Annotated in this window: 14 protein-coding genes; 6 read left to right on the top strand and 8 right to left on the bottom strand. The window is 69.4% G+C overall.

Annotated features, from left to right (window positions below; translation table 11 throughout):
* Positions 1-23: 23 nt before the first annotated feature.
* Both ACV7NL_RS21115 and ACV7NL_RS21110 read left to right on the top strand, forming a co-directional pair.
* Positions 24-2,516 (top strand): esterase-like activity of phytase family protein, encoded by a 2,493-nt coding sequence (locus tag ACV7NL_RS21115; RefSeq protein WP_463356783.1) that lies wholly within the window; start codon positions 24-26, stop codon positions 2,514-2,516.
* Positions 2,517-2,880: 364 nt separating this feature from the next.
* Positions 2,881-3,531, top strand: a complete 651-nt coding sequence (locus ACV7NL_RS21110; protein WP_247634598.1) for a glutathione S-transferase family protein — start codon at positions 2,881-2,883, stop codon at positions 3,529-3,531.
* A 42-nt stretch (positions 3,532-3,573) separates the two neighbouring features.
* Here the strand turns inward: ACV7NL_RS21110 and ACV7NL_RS21105 are convergent, their stop codons facing one another.
* From ACV7NL_RS21105 to ubiE, 4 genes are all read right to left on the bottom strand, one after another.
* Positions 3,574-3,861, bottom strand: a complete 288-nt coding sequence (locus ACV7NL_RS21105) for a hypothetical protein (RefSeq protein ID WP_247634473.1) — start codon at positions 3,859-3,861, stop codon at positions 3,574-3,576.
* A 272-nt stretch (positions 3,862-4,133) separates the two neighbouring features.
* Positions 4,134-5,435 (bottom strand): bifunctional phosphopantothenoylcysteine decarboxylase/phosphopantothenate synthase, encoded by a 1,302-nt coding sequence (locus ACV7NL_RS21100; RefSeq protein WP_463356782.1) that lies wholly within the window; start codon positions 5,433-5,435, stop codon positions 4,134-4,136.
* Between the two features lie 44 nt (positions 5,436-5,479).
* Positions 5,480-7,036, bottom strand: coding sequence for a 2-polyprenylphenol 6-hydroxylase (gene ubiB / locus ACV7NL_RS21095; RefSeq protein ID WP_463356781.1), 1,557 nt, complete (start codon positions 7,034-7,036; stop codon positions 5,480-5,482).
* Positions 7,037-7,067: 31 nt separating this feature from the next.
* Positions 7,068-7,853, bottom strand: a complete 786-nt coding sequence (ubiE, locus tag ACV7NL_RS21090) for a bifunctional demethylmenaquinone methyltransferase/2-methoxy-6-polyprenyl-1,4-benzoquinol methylase UbiE (RefSeq protein ID WP_056190227.1) — start codon at positions 7,851-7,853, stop codon at positions 7,068-7,070.
* A 198-nt stretch (positions 7,854-8,051) separates the two neighbouring features.
* On the opposite strand from ubiE, the gene mutM reads away from it, so the two are divergent.
* A complete protein-coding gene (gene mutM / locus ACV7NL_RS21085; protein ID WP_463356780.1) occupies positions 8,052-8,951 on the top strand; it encodes a bifunctional DNA-formamidopyrimidine glycosylase/DNA-(apurinic or apyrimidinic site) lyase in 900 nt (299 codons plus the stop codon).
* 242 nt (positions 8,952-9,193) lie between these two features.
* Positions 9,194-10,639, top strand: coding sequence for a diguanylate cyclase domain-containing protein (locus ACV7NL_RS21080; RefSeq protein ID WP_463356779.1), 1,446 nt, complete (start codon positions 9,194-9,196; stop codon positions 10,637-10,639).
* Positions 10,640-10,655: 16 nt separating this feature from the next.
* Here ACV7NL_RS21080 and ACV7NL_RS21075 read toward each other — a convergent pair whose 3' ends face one another.
* The 3 genes from ACV7NL_RS21075 to uvrB all read right to left on the bottom strand — a co-directional run bounded on the left by ACV7NL_RS21075 (position 10,656) and on the right by uvrB (position 14,808).
* The gene (locus tag ACV7NL_RS21075; RefSeq protein ID WP_463356778.1) at positions 10,656-11,420 is read right to left on the bottom strand and encodes a YidB family protein; all 765 of its coding nucleotides are present in this window, start codon (positions 11,418-11,420) and stop codon (positions 10,656-10,658) included.
* A gap of 66 nt (positions 11,421-11,486) precedes the next feature.
* Positions 11,487-11,852 carry a hypothetical protein gene (locus tag ACV7NL_RS21070; protein ID WP_244476864.1) on the bottom strand — a complete coding sequence of 122 codons (366 nt, stop codon included), beginning with the start codon at positions 11,850-11,852 and terminating at the stop codon, positions 11,487-11,489.
* A gap of 112 nt (positions 11,853-11,964) precedes the next feature.
* Positions 11,965-14,808, bottom strand: coding sequence for an excinuclease ABC subunit UvrB (gene uvrB / locus ACV7NL_RS21065; protein ID WP_463356777.1), 2,844 nt, complete (start codon positions 14,806-14,808; stop codon positions 11,965-11,967).
* Between the two features lie 317 nt (positions 14,809-15,125).
* Here uvrB and ACV7NL_RS21060 point away from each other — a divergent pair, with 317 nt between their 5' ends.
* Complete coding sequence (locus ACV7NL_RS21060; protein ID WP_463356776.1) at positions 15,126-15,662, top strand: ankyrin repeat domain-containing protein; 537 nt, start codon at positions 15,126-15,128, stop codon at positions 15,660-15,662.
* On the opposite strand, the gene ACV7NL_RS21055 is transcribed toward ACV7NL_RS21060, so the two are convergent.
* Positions 15,577-15,804: a pentapeptide repeat-containing protein gene (locus ACV7NL_RS21055; protein WP_463356775.1), complete on the bottom strand. Its 228-nt coding sequence runs from the start codon at positions 15,802-15,804 to the stop codon at positions 15,577-15,579. The two genes, ACV7NL_RS21060 and ACV7NL_RS21055, sit on opposite strands and share 86 nt — an antisense overlap.
* Between ACV7NL_RS21055 and ACV7NL_RS21050 the strand changes: the two genes are divergently transcribed.
* A complete protein-coding gene (locus ACV7NL_RS21050; protein ID WP_463356774.1) occupies positions 15,803-17,563 on the top strand; it encodes an outer membrane protein assembly factor BamB family protein in 1,761 nt (586 codons plus the stop codon). The two genes, ACV7NL_RS21055 and ACV7NL_RS21050, sit on opposite strands and share 2 nt — an antisense overlap.
* The last annotated feature ends 25 nt before the right edge of the window (positions 17,564-17,588 follow it).

The following is a 17,588-nucleotide window of genomic DNA, read 5'->3' as shown; positions in this document are numbered from 1 at the left end:
AAGCTTGACCGTGGAGTTCAACGATGGCGCATCAACGAATCTGGGCCGCACGCGCCGCTGGGCCACTCGTTGCATCCCTCACGATGGCCGGCGCCGCCTCGGCCCAGGCGATTCGCACCCCGAACATTACGTGGGCCGACACGGCGGTGTCGGTGCCGTTCAACGGTGCGACCTACGTCAATCAGGGTCTCCAGGGCGTCGGGCGCCTGTCCGCCGACACCCGCGATTTCCTGGGGGACTCCCTGGGCTCGTTCTCGTCCCTGGCGGTGGACCTGAGCACTTGGCGGCGCACCGGCGGTCGCTATGAAGGGACGCTCTACACGTTGCCCGATCGCGGCTACAACAACCCGGACGGCGGCGTGTTCTCCGACTATATCGGACGCCTCAACCGCTTCACGCTGACCTTCACCCCGGACCCGGGCGCGAACCTGCCGCAATCCACGGCTTCGCAAAGCCAGCTCACCTTGACCCAGACCGGCGGCATCGTCCTGACCGATGCGCGCGGTCAGCGCTTCAGCGGGCTCGATCCGGGGACCGGCACCACCACGCAGGTGGGCGCAGTGCTGCCCTCGGCCCCCACCGGTCCGAGCGCCGGCCGCATCAGCCTCGATGCCGAGGGCCTCGTGCGGAAGCTCGACGGTTCGTTCTACATCAGCGACGAGTATGGCCCGAATATCTACTACTTCACGGCCGCAGGGCAGCTGCTGGGGGTGCTCGGCATCCCGACGGCCCTCCAGCCGCGCACCGATGGACGCCTGAACTTCAATTCGACCAGTCCGCCGACCGATTCCGGACGCCGCAACAACCAGGGGCTCGAGGCGATCGCGCTGACGCCGGACGGGCGCGGCCTCGTTACGATCCTGCAGAGCGCGACGGTGCAGGATTCGGGCGCCGGCCAGCAGCAGCGCAACAACACCCGCATCCTCTACTACGACGTTTCGGGTACGCCGACGCCCACCGCCCCGACGCGCGAATATGTTCTCCAGTTGCCGACCTACCAGCAGAACGGCAACGGGAACGCCCCCAACCGGACGGCGGCCCAGAGCGAGATGCTGGCGCTCAACGAGACGCAGTTCCTGGTCCTGTCTCGCGATTCCAGCGGCCTCGGCACCGGCACCACCACGCCGATCGTCTACAAGAGCGTTCTCCTGGTCGACACGGCCCAGGCGACCAACATCGCCGGCGTGCCTTATGACGGCGTCACGCCGATCGCGCCGGGCGGCATCCTGCGCGCCGCCATCACGCCGGTGCAGACCACGGAAGTGGTCAACATGCTCAATCCGGTGCAGCTCGGCCGCTACGGGATGAACGTCAATACCAATCCCGCTTCGCAGACGACGCTGCCGGAGAAGCTGGAGGCGATGGGTCTCGTGCCCGTCCTGAGCGAAAAAGCCCCGAACGACTACTTCCTTCTCGTCGGCAACGACAACGACTTCCTCACCCGCCGGGGCGTGATCAACGGGCAGAGCTACGATGCCGGTCTGAACAACGACAACCTCCTGCTCGCCTATCGCCTCACGCTGCCGACCTACGTCGATCCGTATTCCCTCGCGATCATGAAGCAGAGCGCGCCGGTCGTTCTTCAGAGCCTCGGCGCCGGTATCCTCGGCTTCGCAGCGTCCGCGACCCGCAGCGTGCAGGACCACCTCTCGGCGCTGCGCCGTGCGAACGGTTCGGCCGGTCCCTGGGGCCAGGCCGGGGGCGCCTGGATCGGCGGTGATTTCGTCTTCGCCGACCAGCCGCGCAGCGGAGGCGTCGAGGTGGACCGTACGGTGGCGCAGGGCAGCGCCGGGATCGACCTGCCCCTCGCCGGCCCGTGGCGCGCCGGTATCGCCATCGGTGGCGGAGGCGGATCGGTGAGCCGCAACGCGGGGTTCCGGCAGGATCAGAACGCCTTCACGGCCTCGGCCTATGCGGGTTACTACGGCCCGGGTTTCTACGCGCAGGGAATCGTCGGCGGTGCGCCGATGGTCAGCTTCGATCGGATCCGCCGCCCCGCCGCCTACGGCCTGACCGGCACCGGCAAGACCTCGGGAAGCGCTTTCGCTGTCGACGGTGAAGTCGGAGTCCCCGTCGCTTTCGCGGATGTCCGCCTGACCCCGTTCGCCGGAATCACCCATCTTTCGGGCCGGGTCGAAGGCTTCACCGAAACCGGTGCAGCCGGCAACAACCTCGCTTATCGCGATCTCGACGTGGCCCAGACCTCCGCGCGCTTCGGCATCGAACTCGCATTCTATGGCTGGGGTGACCTCATCCCCTCGATCCGCGCCGCCTACAATCTCGCCACCGGACCAGGGAGCACCAGCGCCGACGTTCGGCTTGCCAGCGTCGAGAACGCCATGGCCGGCGCATCGCTGCAGGTGCCGTTCCTGCGTCGTGACCTCGTGACTATGGGTGGCGGGCTCCAAGGCAGTCTGACGGAGCAACTCGGCTGGCGCGTGGATTATCAGGCCGCCATCGGAACCCGCGGCGGCCTGGGACACGGCCTCACCGGGGGCTTGCGCTACCAATGGTGAGGAAGGGTCTCCTGCAAGTACGGGCAGGGGCTGCGTAGCCGGCAAGGTGGGACCTCACCGGTTGGAGGGGGCGGCGCATCCCCCGCGCCTGCGCCGCTCTCCTTCCTCGCAAACCCGGGGGCGGTGTCCACCCCCGGTACCAACGACGCGCGTCCAGCCGTGTGTCGACGGGATCGGGATGACGGCCGACACATATCGGAAGCGGCCCCGGACCCGTATTGGAAGGAGTCGGTCCCCTGGTCGAGAGCGAGGCGAGACCGCCTGGCCGGGAGGCCTCGCCTTCGAGGTCCTGTATCCCCCGATCGAGCCCGTCGCAGAGCGGTTGACGCGGCGCGTCCCGTCCGGGAAGGCTGCGCCGGCGATGATGCAGGAGACACGCTTGAGCGACGCCATCACCCTCTACCACGCGCCGCAGACGCGCTCGTCCGGCGTGCGTATCCTCCTGGAGGAACTCGGGGCCCCGCATCGTCTCGAGGTCATCGACCTGCGATCGGGGCAGGGACGGGATGCCGCCTACCTCCGGATCAATCCCCTCGGGAAAGTCCCGGCTTTGCGCCACGGCGAGGCGCTGATTACCGAGCAGGCGGCGATCTACCTCTACCTCGCCGACCTGTTTCCGGAGCGCGGCTTGGCTCCCCCGATCGGCGACCCGCTGCGCGGGCCGTACCTGCGCTGGATGGTGTTTCACGGATCGAGCTTCGAGCCGGCGGTGGTCGACCGGGCGCTCCAGCGTGAGGCCGGCCCCCGGGCGATGTCGCCCTACGGGGATTTCGATGCCGTCCTGAAGGCGGTTGTGGACGCCCTGTCGTCGGGACCGTGGCTTCTCGGCGAGCGGCACTCGGCGGCCGACGTTCTCTGGGGAGCCACCCTGGGATGGACGACGCGCTTCAAGCTCGTACCGGAGGAGCCCGCGATCATGGCCTACCTCGCCCGTGTCGCAGCCCGTCCGGCCGTTCTCAAGATGATGGCGGAGGACGCCGCTCTCTCGGCGAAGATGGAGGCGGCGCGGGCCTGACCGCGCGACCGACCGCGGAGGAACAACCGATCAGCGGAACGCTCAGCCGCGCGGCAGGGGCGTTCCGGTGCTGGTGATCGCCAGGTCGGACGCCGGTGCGGCGGGGCCGAAGGCGGCGATGAGGTGGACGCCGATCACCGGGCCGAACACCAGGGTCATCATCACGGCCATGATCAGCGCGACATTGGCATCGCCCGGCGCGGCGCGCCGTGGCTTGGAACGGCGCGCCTTGACGCGCACCAGTTTTGATCCGTCGATGCGGCGGAAGCTCAGGGTCCGCACCGGGGCGACGGCACCACGCAGACGCGGAAGGGCATTCGAGAAGGTCATCGGCTCACCTCATTCGACCGGGCCATCGCAGGCCGGTCGCGGGCGAGCCCGATCAAGCGATCAGGCGCGGGTCTCGCGGAGGGCCGTCGGCAGCGCGGTCCATCGACTACTGTCGCTGGGCATTAGGGTCGGGAGTTCCTGTGGAGCCGCATGGGCGAGCGGGATGTGCTGCACGTGCGAACGACGCCGAAATGATGCGGCAGGAGGCGTTAGTCAAGGCTTAACGCGCCGGCGCGCGATCGGCTCCGCAGGCTTTTGCGGGTCGCCGGAGCTCAGGCGTCGAGCAGGCCGGCGAAGTGCCGGATCAGGCGCCGGCCGACCTCGTCCTTGTCGAGGGTCGGCCAGGTTTCGACCGTGCCGTCGCGTCCGACGAGATGCACGGTGTTGGCGGTGCCACCCATGACCCCACCGGCCGGCGAGACGTCGTTGGCGACGATGAGATCGCAGCCCTTGCGGGCGATCTTGGCGCGGGCGTTGTCGAGGACCGTGTCGGTCTCGGCCGCGAAGCCGACCACGAGGCGCGGGCGCCCGGCCGTCCGCCCGGCGATGGTGGCGAGGATGTCCGGGTTCTCCACCAGGGCGAGGGGAGCCGGCGCGGTCCCGTCCTTCTTGATCTTCGACGCGCGGGTCTCGGCCGGGCGCCAGTCGCCGACGGCAGCGGCGAAGATGGCGAGATCGGCCGGCAGGGCGGCCTCGACCGCCGCCAGCATCTCGCGCGCGGTCTCGACCGGGACCACCCGTACACCGGCCGGGGCCGGGATCAGAACCGGCCCGGAGACCAGGGTCACGTCGGCCCCGGCGGCGGCGGCGGCGGCCGCGATGGCGTGGCCCTGCCGTCCGGAGGATCGATTGGCGAGGTAGCGCACCGGGTCGATCGGCTCATGGGTCGGCCCGGAGGTTACGAGAACGCGCTTTCCGGCGAGCGGTCCGGCGGGTGGTGCGCCCAGCGCGGATCGTCCGGCGAGGAAGCCGAAGCCTGCGGACGGCCGAGTCTCGGACGGCTGCGTTTCCGCCTCGGAGCCACCGGCCAGGAGCGCTTCCACCGCGTCGGCGATCTCGGACGGTTCGGCGAGGCGCCCCGGGCCGAACTCCGCCTCCGCCATGGCGCCGTCATTGGGGCCGATGACGCGGACGCCGTCGCCCTTGAGGGTCGCGAGGTTTCGCTGGGTCGCGGGGTGCTGCCACATCCGCACGTTCATGGCCGGTGCGATCAGGATCGGCAGCGTGGTGGCGAGGAGCACGGTGGCGGCCAGATCCGAGGATTCGCCGGTGGCCATCCGAGCCATCAGGCTGGCGGTGGCGGGCGCCACCACGATGGCGTCCGCATCCCGCGCCAGCTTGATATGGCCGATATCCGCTTCCTCGGCCCGGTCGAACAGGTCGGTATGGGCGCGCTCGCCGGCCAGGGCCGCCGCCGCCAGGGGCGTCACGAATTCCTGTGCCCCCTTGGTCAGCAGGGGTCGGACCTGCGCTCCGCGCTCACGCAGGCGCCGGATCAGGTCCAGCGCCTTGTAGGCGGCGATGCCGCCCCCGATCACGAGGAGGATGCGGCGGTTCTGGAGCGGGCGGGTCATGATCCGGAACCCCTTAAGGCAAAGCAATCAGGCCGGCGCAAAAGCTACCGGAAGGCCATCACCAGCGCACCGATGGCGATGCCCCAGAGGGCCAGCGTCGACCAGATCGCGCGTCGGCGCTCGGCCCGCGCGAAGGCGTCGAGGCTTTTGCCGTCGCCCGAGCCGGCCTCGTCGAGGCGTACCAGGATGCGGCGCAGGCGCTGGGCGAGGTCGGGGAGGTCCGAGACCACGTCGGTGATGGTGAGGGCGGCGCGGCCCAGACTCTCGACCCGTCCCACCGGCCCGAGGTTGCGGGCGATCCAGGAGCGCACCACCGGCTCGGCGCCGGTCCACATGTCGAGTTGCGGATCCAGGGAGCGGGCGACGCCCTCGACCACCACCATGGTCTTCTGCAGCATCACCAGCTCGGTGCGGGTGCTCATGTCGAACAGGGCGGTGATGTCGAACAGCAGGGTCAGCACCTTGGCCATCGAGATCTCGTCGGCCTTGCGCTGGTGGATCGGCTCGCCGATCGCCCGGATGGCCTGGGCGAAATCCTCCACCGAGTGGTGCGCCGGCACGTAGCCGGCCTCGAAATGCACCTGGGCGACGCGCTTGTAGTCGCGCAGGATGAAGCCGAGCAGGATCTCGGCCAGGAACCGGCGCTCCATGTGCCCGAGGCGGCCCATGATGCCGAAATCCACCGCCACCAGGGTACCGGTCGGATCGACGAACAGGTTCCCGGGATGCATGTCGGCGTGGAAGAAGCCGTCCCGGATGGCGTGGCGCAGGAACGACTGGATCACCGCCCGGCCGAGGGCCTTCGGATCGTGTCCGGCGGCCACGATGGCGGCGCGATCATTGAGGCGGATCCCCTCGATCCACTCGCTCGCCAGGACGTCGCGGCCGGTCAGCTCCCAGTCGGGCTTGGGCACGCGGAAATCGGCATCGTCTCGGGTGTTCTGCGCGAGTTCGGACATCGCGGCCGCCTCGAGCCGGAAATCCATCTCCATCATCACGGAGCGCGCCAGGATCTCGACCACCTCGCGCGGGCGCAGGCGCTCGGCCTTGGGCGACAGCACGTGCACCACCCGCGCCATGAAGCGCATGACCTGAAGGTCGCGCTGGAAGCGCTCGCGCACGCCGGGGCGCATGATCTTGATCGCCAGGACGCGCACGGCCCCCTCGTCGTCGAGGATATGGGCCTTGTGGACCTGGGCGATCGAGGCCGCCGCGATGGGCGGGCTGAACGAGACGAAGAGCTGTCCCACCGGCCGCCCGAGGGTGGCCTCGACCACCCGGATGGCGACGTCCTGCGGGAAGGGCGGAACCCGGTCCTGAAGCGTTTCCAGGTCGCGCGCCGCCTCCATGCCGACGATGTCGGGACGGGTGGCGAGGAACTGGCCGAACTTGACGTAGCTCGGACCCAGGCGGGTCAGGGCGCGCTGCAGGGGGCCGGCGCCGCTTCCGAGGCCCGGACGCTCCAACATCCGCCCGAGGCGCAGAGCGAAGCGGAGATGCGGCGGCAGCTCGGCGGAATCGACCAGCGCCAGGGCGCCCTCGCGGGCGAGCACGAAGCCGACCTGCGCGCCCCGGGCCAGGTGAACGACGGCGCCGAGCATCAGGACGCCCGGCCCGTCGTGAGAGCGACCCTCACGAGACCTTCCAGCCCGAATGGATCGCCACGATGCCGCCGGTCAGCGGCCGATGGCTGACATGGCGGAAACCCGCCGCCTCGATCATCCCGGCGAAGCGGCCGGGGGAGGGGAACTTGCGGATCGATTCCACGAGGTAGCGGTAGGAATCGGCGTCCCCCGCCACCTGCGCCCCGAGGCGCGGAATCACGTGGAACGAGTAGGCGTCGTAGATCCGATCGAGCACCGGCAGGTCGACCTTGGAAAATTCCAGGCAGAGGAAACGGCCGCCCGGCTTCAGCACCCGGTGCGCCTCCGCCAGGGCCTTGTCGATGCGCGGCACGTTCCGGATGCCGAACGCGATGGTGTAGGCGTCGAACTGCTCGGGCGGCAGCGGCAGCGCCTCGGCATTGGCGGTCACGAAATCGATCCGCCCCGTGAAGCGGTCGCCCGCCCGCTCGGCGCCGACCCGAAGCATCGCCTCGTTGATGTCGAGGACGGTGGTGTGGGTGGCGGGACCACCCGCCTCCAGGGCCCGGAACGCGATATCGGCGGTACCGCCAGCGACATCGAGGTGGCGGAAGGGCCGGTTGCGCGGGGGCCGCAGCATCGAGATCAGGTGCGACTTCCAGGCGCGGTGGAGTCCGCCCGACATCAGGTCGTTCATGAGGTCGTAGCGCTTAGCGACCGAGCGGAACACGTCGTCGACGCGCCCCTGCTTCTCGTCGAGCGCCACGTTCTCGAAGCCGAAATGCGTGCTCGCCGCCTCTTCGGACTGCGCGACCGACCGTTTGACCGAACTCATGGACCACCCTCTCGCGGACGCTCATAGCGAAACGTGGCCGAAATCGCCATCTGCCTTGCGGACGGTTTCACCATCGGCGAAGCCGCACATGATCTGGCGGTCCCGCCGCACAGGACCCGGCGGTCCCGCCGCATATGACCCGGTGGTCCCGCCGCACCTGACCCACGCCAACGCCGCACCGAGATCCCGATCCCGCCCATGCCCGAACTTCCGGAAGTCGAAACCGTCCGCCTCGGCCTCGCGCCGGCCCTGGTGGGGACCCGCTTCGCCCGAGTCGTCCTGCGGCGGCCGAACCTGCGCTTCCCGTTCCCCGCGCGCTTCGCGGAGCGCCTGGAGGGGCACAGGGTCACGGATCTGGCGCGACGGGCGAAGTACCTGGTGGCCACCCTCGATTCCGGCGAATCGCTCATCATGCACCTGGGCATGACCGGCCGCTTCGACGTGGCGTTACCCGACGGGCGCAACCTGTCGCCGGGGGACTTCTACCTTGAGGGCGCGCAGGGCAACGCCAAGCACGACCACGTGGTGATGGCGATGTCGAACGGCGCGACCGTGACCTATAACGACGCCCGGCGCTTCGGCTTCATGGACCTCGTCCCGACCGAGACGCTGTCGGCCAGCCGTCACTTCGCCGGGATGGGCCTCGAGCCCCTGAGTGCGGCGCTGACGCCGGAAGCCGTGGCGCGCCTGTTCCGGGGCAAGATCACGCCGCTGAAGGCCGCGCTCCTCGACCAGCGCCTGATCGCGGGCCTGGGCAACATCTATGTCTGCGAGGCTTTGCATCGGGCGGGACTCCATCCCGAGACGCGGGCCGGAGCCCTGGCCAAGCCGGATGGCACGCCCACACCGAAGGCGCGCCGGCTCGCCCGGGTGATCGGCGAGGTGCTGACGGAGGCGGTGGCGGCGGGCGGCTCGACCTTGCGGGACTACGCCCATCCCGATGGCGGCAGCGGCGCTTTCCAGCATGCTTTCCGCGTCTACGATCGTGTCGGCCATTCCTGTGGCGGCAAAGGTTGTACTGGTACGATCGAGAGGATCATTCAATCCGGACGGTCGACATTCTTCTGTGCAACCTGTCAGCCCCGATCCGCGGAATAACAGCGCAGGATTCCGCCGCTTCTCGTCGCTGATGACAACGAGGGATGTCGGACGTTAAACCTCATTTGATATTTCGCTGCGACCATGATCTCCGGCGAACGGAATTCCGGTTCTTTGGAAGACTGGGTGCCCAACCATAAGCTTACAGGTTTTGGCCCCATACAATCAGGTTGGGAACAGCGCGGGGAGGGCGCTGGGTCTGCCTGATCCGTGTCGCCGACCCCTCGGAATCCAGGGCGCGCATGTACCCCATCGCCAGCAACGAAGCGGACCGCCTGAAGGCGCTGCGGGACCTCGAGATCCTGGATGCCGAAGCGGAACCGCATTTCGACGCCATCTGCCGCACGGCAACGGCCCTGTTCGGCATGCCGATCTCCTACGTCTCGCTGATCGCGGAGGATCGTCAGCACTTCATGGCCCGGTGCGGTCTCGACCTCGACGGCACGGCCCGCGAGGGAGCATTCTGCAACTACGCCATCCTGTCCGATGCGGTGTTCGTGGTCGAGGATTCCTGGGAAGACGCGCGCTTCTCCGGCAGTCCCCTGGTCGTCGGGCCACCCCATGTCCGCTTCTATGCCGGCGCTCCGCTGATCGCATCGGCGGGGCACCGGGTCGGCATCCTCTGCGTCCTCGATACCAAACCGCGCCGGTTCTCCGCCGACGATCGCGCCCGCCTGCAGGATCTCGCCTCGGTGGTCAGCGCTCAGTTGAGCCTGCATCGGGCGAAGGCCAAGCTGCGCGAGCGCGAGGCGCATTACCGGCTGCTGGCCGAGAACAGCTCCGACATGGTGATCTGGGCCACCCTCGACACCGTTCGCCGCTACGTGTCGCCCGCGTCCCGAACCCTGCTGGGCTACGAGGCCGACGACCTCATCGGCACCCGTCCGATGGATCATGTCCATCCCGCCGATGCCGAAGCCTATGGCCGGCTTCTGAACGACCTCTGCGAGGCCCGCGTGACGCAGGCGGTCTCGACCCAGCGCTACCGGCGCAAGGATGGCAGCTGGATCTGGGTCGAGGTGAATTTCAACCTTACCTACGAGGCGGACGGTGAACGCCCCAACGGCTACGTGGCGGCGGCGCGCGACATCACGGCCCGCAAGGAAGCGGAGTTCCGGATCGCCCACATGGCGCGCCACGACGCACTCACCGACCTCGCCAACCGGACGCTGTTCCGCGAACGGCTGGTCCAGGAGCTGAGCATGAGCCAGCGCCGCTCCGCCAGCTTCGCCGTGCTGTGCCTCGATCTCGATCGCTTCAAGTCAGTGAACGACACTCTCGGGCACCAGGCGGGCGACGCTCTCCTGCGCGCGGTCGCGACCCGGTTGCGCGGCCTCGTGCGGGCCGAGGACACCGTCGCCCGGATCGGCGGCGACGAGTTCATGATCATCCAGACCGGCCCCGTGGTCGGCAGCAGCATCCGCAATCTGGCCCAGCGCCTGATCGAGGTCGTCGCCCAGCCGATCGATCTCGACGGGACCCGCGTATCGGTCGGCGTCAGTGTCGGCGTCGCCATGGCGCCTCAGGACGGCGCCGACCCCGACGTGCTGTGCCGCCATGCGGATATCGCGCTGTTCCGCGCCAAGGATGCGGGGCGTAACACCTTCCGGCTCTACGAAGCCGGAATGGATTTCGGGTCCGGATCGGCCACCGACTTCCGCCGGGTCGGTGACGTCCCGGCGGCGTGAGCCGACCCGAGCGGCGTCACCAGCCCCGGACGTCCTCGCCGGTCGGGCGCCGGCCCTGGGGTGTCAGGCCGTTGATCACCTGCGGCAGAACCTGGGAAAGTTGCGACAGGAGATCGTCGCGGTTGAGACCGGTTCGCTGCTGAAGGGTATCCACGGTGTCCGGTCCGAGCGCGTCCGCGAGCCGGTTGGGCTCGACCGGGCGGTTGCTGCCATGCCCGATCCATGACTCCATGACGTCGCCGAGTCCTCCGCGCTGGAAGCGATCGATCAGACCGTCGAGGCCCGACTGGCCGTCCTGTGGCTCGTGGTCCAGGCGGGCGTAGGGGCCTGCACCGGCGCTGCGATCACCCGATCCGCCGCCACGGTCTCCGGGGCCATCCAGCATCCCTGACAGATCGCTGAAATCGCCCCCGCGGCTCGGCGGCTGCGCATCCTCGTAACCGCCACGCCCGTATCCCGCGCCGCGTCCGCGATCCTGCCCTCCATCCTGGCCGAACCCACCGATATCACCCTCGTCGTTGCCACGGGGATCATGCGCCTCGCCGCGCCGGCCGCCGCCGAGCAGATCGCCGAGTCCCCCGGCCCCCTTCGACATCAGGAGCATCAGCAGCGCCTGCACGATCGGCGACATGGCGCCGCCCAGCATTCCTCCGGACGCACCGCCGGATGGGCCACCGCCAAAGCCGCCACCGTGTCCGCCACCGCGCTCCGGCTCACGTCCCTGACCTCCGCCGAGCACTTGGCCGAGTACACCACCGATGACTTGATCGAGCAGGCCCATGAGCGTTCTCCCCTATCCCGTGAATTGTGATCCGGGTCGCGCCCCCGGAAGCGGCCGCCGGTTCGCCTAGTCGCGTCGGCTGCCGCCGGTGCCGGCGCGATCCTTGGCGGGCAGATGATCGAGAGGATTGGTCCGTGCGCCCGGTTTGGCGCCAGCCGCGGTGATCACCGTGCCGGAGGAAATCGCGCTCGGCGGCGCGACCTGCCCGGTCGGCCGCGTGGCCGGAGCGGTGCCGTCGTTCGACGGCACGGTGGCGGGTGTCGGCTGGTCGTTGGGATTGGCCACTGTCTGGGCCGCCGCGGGCCGCAGGCTGGCCGGGGTGATGAGCATCCCGACGGCACCCGACACGGCCAGACCGGCCAGGAACAGCGAGGTCACACCGGAACCGGCGCGGGGCCGAAAGGGCGGACGTGGGCACTTGATCGTCGTCACGGGCGGTCTCCGGGGCGATGGTCTGAAGGTCTCAAACCAAGCCCCGGCGTCCCGAAGGGTTCCGGCCCCAGGGGCCACCATCGGCCAAGTCGACCGACAATCGCTCCGACGTTCAGCCGCGCTTGCGCCCGCCGCCGCCCTTGTATTTGGGCTTCTGTCCACCGAGTCCCTGCGTCGACCGTGCCTTCGGGCGCTCCTGCCATTGCGGCGGCGCCGATCCGACCGGTAGCTCGCGGTCGGTGCCCGGCCCCATATTGTCGAGCGTCGGCTTCGCGATCCGGCTCTGCTTGGCCCCGAAGCGCCCGGCCTCGCGCTCCACGTCGCCCTGTCGCGCCATGGGATCGTCCGAGACCAGGAGTTCCGTGGCCTGGAGGCGCTTGAGTTCGTCGCGCAGGCGCGCGGCCTCCTCGAAGTCGAGGTCGGCGGCCGCGGTCCGCATCCGTTTCTCGAGGTCGGCCATGACGGCCTTGAGGTTGTGACCGATGGTGACGGCGTTCTTGGCGAGCCCCGTATCCACCTGGACATGGTCGCGCTCGTAGACGCTGTCGAGAATGTCGGCGATTCCGCGCTTCACGCTCTGCGGCGTGATGCCGTGCTCCTCGTTGTAGGCGAGCTGCTTGGTGCGGCGGCGCTCGGTCTCGGCCATCGCCCGCTCCATCGAGCCGGTGATGTTGTCCGCATAGAGGATGCAGCGGGCATCGGCGTTGCGGGCGGCGCGCCCGATGGTCTGCACCAGCGAGGTCTCCGAGCGGAGGAAGCCCTCCTTGTCGGCATCCAGGATGGCCACCAGGGCGCATTCCGGGATGTCCAGGCCTTCTCGAAGGAGGTTGATGCCGATGAGGACGTCGAACGCCCCCAGCCGCAGGTCGCGGATGATCTCGATGCGCTCCAGGGTGTCGATGTCCGAGTGCATGTAGCGGACGCGCACGCTGTTCTCGTGCAGGTACTCGGTCAGATCCTCGGCCATGCGCTTGGTCAGCGTCGTCACCAGCGTGCGGTAGCCGGCCTGCGCCACCTCGCGCACCTCGCCGAGCAGGTCGTCGACCTGGGAGCGGGCGGGGCGGATCTCGATCACCGGGTCGACGAGGCCAGTCGGGCGGATGACCTGCTCGGCGAAGACGCCGCCGGTCTGCTCCATCTCCCACTTGGCGGGCGTGGCCGAGACGTGGATCGATTGCGGCCGCATCGCGTCCCATTCCTCGAACCGCAGCGGGCGGTTGTCGAGGCAGGAGGGCAGGCGGAAGCCGTACTCGGCCAGGGTCGCCTTGCGGCGGAAGTCGCCCTTGTACATGCCGCCGATCTGCGGAACCGTCACGTGGCTCTCGTCGGTGAAGACCAGGGCGTTGTCGGGCAGGTACTCGAACAGGGTCGGCGGCGGCTCGCCGGGCTTTCGTCCGGTCAGGTAGCGCGAATAGTTCTCGATGCCGTTGCAGGCCCCGGTGGCCTCGATCATCTCGATGTCGAAGGTGCAGCGCTGCTCGATGCGCTGGGCCTCGATCAGGCGGCCCATCTTGGTCAGTTCGTCGACGCGCAGCTTGAGTTCGGTCTTGATGCCCTTGATCGCCTGCTGGAGGGTCGGGCGCGGCGTGACGTAGTGCGAGTTGGCGTAGACCTTCACGAACTTCAGGTCGTTGATCTTCTTGCCGGTGAGCGGATCGAACTCGGTGATCGACTCGATCTCGTCGCCGAACAGCCCGATGCGCCAGCCGCGATCCTCCAAGTGGGCGGGCCAGAGTTCGATCACGTCGCCGCGCACCCGGAAGGTGCCGCGGGCGAAGTCGGACTGGATGCGCTTGTACTGGAGCGCCACCAGGTCGGCGATGAGCTGGCGCTGCTCGATCTTCTCCTCCAGCGACACCGTGAACGACATCGCCGTGTAGGTTTCGACGGAGCCGATGCCGTAGATGCACGAGACCGAGGCGACGATGATGACGTCGTCGCGCTCGAGCAGGGCGCGCGTCGCGGAATGGCGCATCCGGTCGATCTGCTCGTTGATCGACGATTCCTTCTCGATGAAGGTGTCCGAACGCGGCACGTAGGCCTCGGGCTGGTAATAGTCGTAATACGAGACGAAGTACTCCACCGCGTTGTCGGGGAAGAAGCTCTTGAACTCGCCGTAGAGCTGCGCCGCCAGGGTCTTGTTCGGTGCCAGGATCAGGGCCGGGCGCTGCGTCGCCTCGATGATCTTCGCCATGGTGAAGGTCTTGCCGGAGCCGGTGACGCCCAGGAGCACTTGGTCGCGTTCCGCCTTCTTCACGCCGTCCACCAGCTCGGCGATGGCGCGGGGCTGGTCGCCCGCCGGCTCGAACTCGGACTTGAGCGTGAAGGCCAAGCCGCCCTCGGATTTCTTCGGCCGGTCCGGCCGGTGCGGCACCCAGGTCTGGCCGTCGCGGAACAGCGGATTGCCCTCGGTGAGGAGGCGCGAAAGCGCATCCACCGTGGCCGAGACCCCGTCGGTGGCGAGGGAGCTGTCCCCATCATCCGCCAGACCTTCCGGCACCGGCCCGTCCTCGGGTGCGCGCAGGCCGAGGGCCTGGGCGAGGCGCGGGTCGACATCGGCCGCATCGCCCTGGGCGAACGTCGCCTGTGCGGCCTCGCCGAAGCCCATGCCGGTGGTCTTGTCAGGGGCGGGCGCCTTGTCGGAACCGGCTGCCTTGTCCGAACCAGGTGCCTTGTCCGAACCGGCTGCCTTGCCGGCTGCCGCGTTGGCTTGCCCCTTGCGCGCGGCCGGCTTCTTCGGCTGGCCGGGACGGGGCGGGGCCGGCGGTTCGATGGCCGGAAGACGGTTGCGGTTCAGCGCCGGGCTGAGCAGGGCCGCCAGATGCTCGTCGAGGGGCTGCAACTCGGGCTTCGACGCCTTCGAAGTGGCCCTTTGGGAATGGGACGTTCTGGCGCCCGCACGCTGGGCACTCGGGACCGGGTCGGACGCGTCACGGGGCTTCTTCGAGATCGGCATCCCCTGAGTATGGTTCCTGCCCCCCCGTTGGGAAAGAGCCGCGCCCGGATGATCTGATCGCCCCTGCGGCTTGGCCCGCCGCAGCGGCCGATCCGGGGCGATTTGGCGCGCCTCCCCGGTGTCGCGTTGCCTCGGCAGGGATGCGGTGGCGTGAAAGCAGACGAGCGGATGCAGGGGTGGATCGCGGCCCGCAGGCGCAGCCAATTCCTCGACTCTCGGCCGGGGCGCGATAGATCTCGACTGAAACAGGATTTCCGCCCGAACGCCTGTCGACCGCTCCAGCGCCAGAAACCCCCGAATCGAACAGCGGACACCCCATGGACCCCGACGCCCCGGCGAAGCCCGAACTCGATGCGGACACCCTGGCCTTCGCCGGCCGGGTCTTCCAGTACGCCCGCATGGGTCATGCGGACGAGTTGGCCGAGCTGTTCGGCCAGGGTCTCCCGGCGAACCTATGCAACGACAAGGGTGACAGTCTGCTGATGCTCGCCGCCTATAACGGGCAGGCCGAGACCGCGCGGGTGATCCTGGAGAACGGCGGCGACCCCGAACTCCCCAATGTGCGCGGACAGACGCCGCTCGCCGGCGCGGCCTTCAAGGGCGACCTCGATATCGCCGGGCTTCTCCTCGCCCACGGGGCGCAGGTGGATGGCACGGGCGGCGGCACGCGCACCGCCCTGATGACGGCCGCGATGTTCAACCGGACCGAGATGGTCGCGCTCCTGCTGCAGCACGGCGCCGACCCGGACCTGCGCGACGGCGCCGGGCTCACCGCCGCCGAGATGGCCCAGTCGATGGGGGCCGCCGACACGCCGCTGCAACTGGCCAAGGCTCGGCGCCCCGGCACCGCCTGAAAGGCTGGCGAGCGCAACGTCGCTCCAGGGAGGAAACCCCGATGAGACTCGCACGCCTGAGACCCGCACGCCTGAGACCCGCACGCCTGAGACTCGCACGCCTGAGACTCGCACGCCTGAGACTCGCACGTCCGGCCGTCATGGCCGTCCTCCTCGCAGCGGCAACGCCCTGGCCGGCGGTGGCGGCCGACGATTGGCCGATGTTCGGCCGCGACCACACCAACCAGCACTTCTCGCCGCTGACCGGGATCGACCGCGGCAACGTGACGTCGCTGCGTCCGGCCTGGATCTTCCAAACCGGCATCACCGGGTATTTCCAGGCGGAACCGGTGGTGGTCGGGACGACGCTCTACGTCTCCACCACGCAGAATCACGTGGCCGCCCTCGATGCCCGCGACGGCCGGGTGCTGTGGACCTACACCCACAAGGCCCGCACCGAGAAGATCTTCGGCCCGCCCTCGAACCGGGGCGTGGCGGTCTCGGACGGCAAGGTCTTCGAGGCCACGATGGACGGGCGGGTGATCGCTCTCGATGCCGCAACCGGCAAGGTCCTGTGGGACCACGAGGCGGTGCGCCCGGAGGAGGGTGAATCCGAGACCGCCTCGGCCCTGGCCGAGGGGCTGGGAGCCGGCACCGTGCAGGGGTCGAGCCGCCTCGGCTTCAAGATGCCGCCGCTGGTGGCCGACGGCCTCGTCATCGTGGGGGTGGCGGGGGCCGGCTACGGCCTGCACGTGGAAGACGCCAAGGGCGGCCTCGACGGCGGCGCGGTGGTGGGCATCGAGGGCGGCTACGGCCGCCGCGGCTGGCTCGCCGCCTACGACGCCGCCACCGGAGCCGAGCGCTGGCGCTGGTACGTCACCAAGGCGGACGGCTGGGAGGGGGATTTCTCCGCGACGACGCCGGACGGCGTCGCGCTTCATCGCGACATCGCGGCCGAGAAGGCGGCCGCCCCGATGCACCGGGAGGCCTGGCGGGTCGGTGGCGGCTCCCTCTGGATGACGCCGGCCTACGACCGGGACCTCGGGCTGATCTATGTCGGCACCGGCAACCCGGCGCCGCAGAATTTCGGTCTCTCGCGCCCGGGCGACAACCTCTATACCATGAGCCTCGTTGCCCTCGACGTCCGCACCGGGCAGCTGCGTTGGTACTACCAGCAGGTCCCGCACGACGAGTGGGGCTACGACGTGGCGAGCCCGCCCTTCCTGCTCGACCAGCCGACCCCACAAGGGCAGGTCAAGGCCGTGGCGCAGGGCTCGAAGACCGGCTGGCTCTACGTCCACGACCGCTCAACCGGCAAGCTCCTGACGAAGTCCGCGCCGCTGATCGCGCAGAAGAACCTCTACGCCCCGCCGACCGAGGCCGGCACGGTGGTGAGCCCCGGCCCCCTCGGGGCGATCTCCTGGCACCCGGTCGCCTACGATCCGCGCGCCGGCACCGCCTTCGCGCAGGTCCGGCACGGGGCCACGACCTACGTGGTGAAGACCGTGCCGGCGGCCGGCGACCGCCCGGCGATCCGCTACACCGAGACGACCGAGGCCAAGGGCGAGCCCAGCTTCAGCACCCTGACGGCGGTGGACCTCGCCAAGGGCGGCGCGATCAAGTGGAGCGTGAAGGGCGGCAGCCGCCTCTCCGGCGGCACGCTGGCCACCGCCTCCGGCCTCGTCTTCTCCGGCGAGGAGGACGGGCATCTCGATGCCCACGATGCCGGGACCGGCGCCGTCCTGTGGCGCTTCCAGTGCGGCGCGGGGATCGGCGGCCCGCCGATCACCTATGCGATCGAAGGCCGGCAATACGTCGCGGTGGCAGCCGGGGGCGCCTCCTTCACCAAGGGCTCGGGCTTCGGCACCGGCGACGCGCTGGTGGTGTTCGCGCTGCCGGACGGAGCGCCTGTTCGCCCGTGATCGGATGTGACATGACGGCGCGGGC

The organism is Methylobacterium sp. Ger2507 (assembly GCF_055231875.1).
This window is presented reverse-complemented; position numbering and strand designations above follow the sequence as displayed.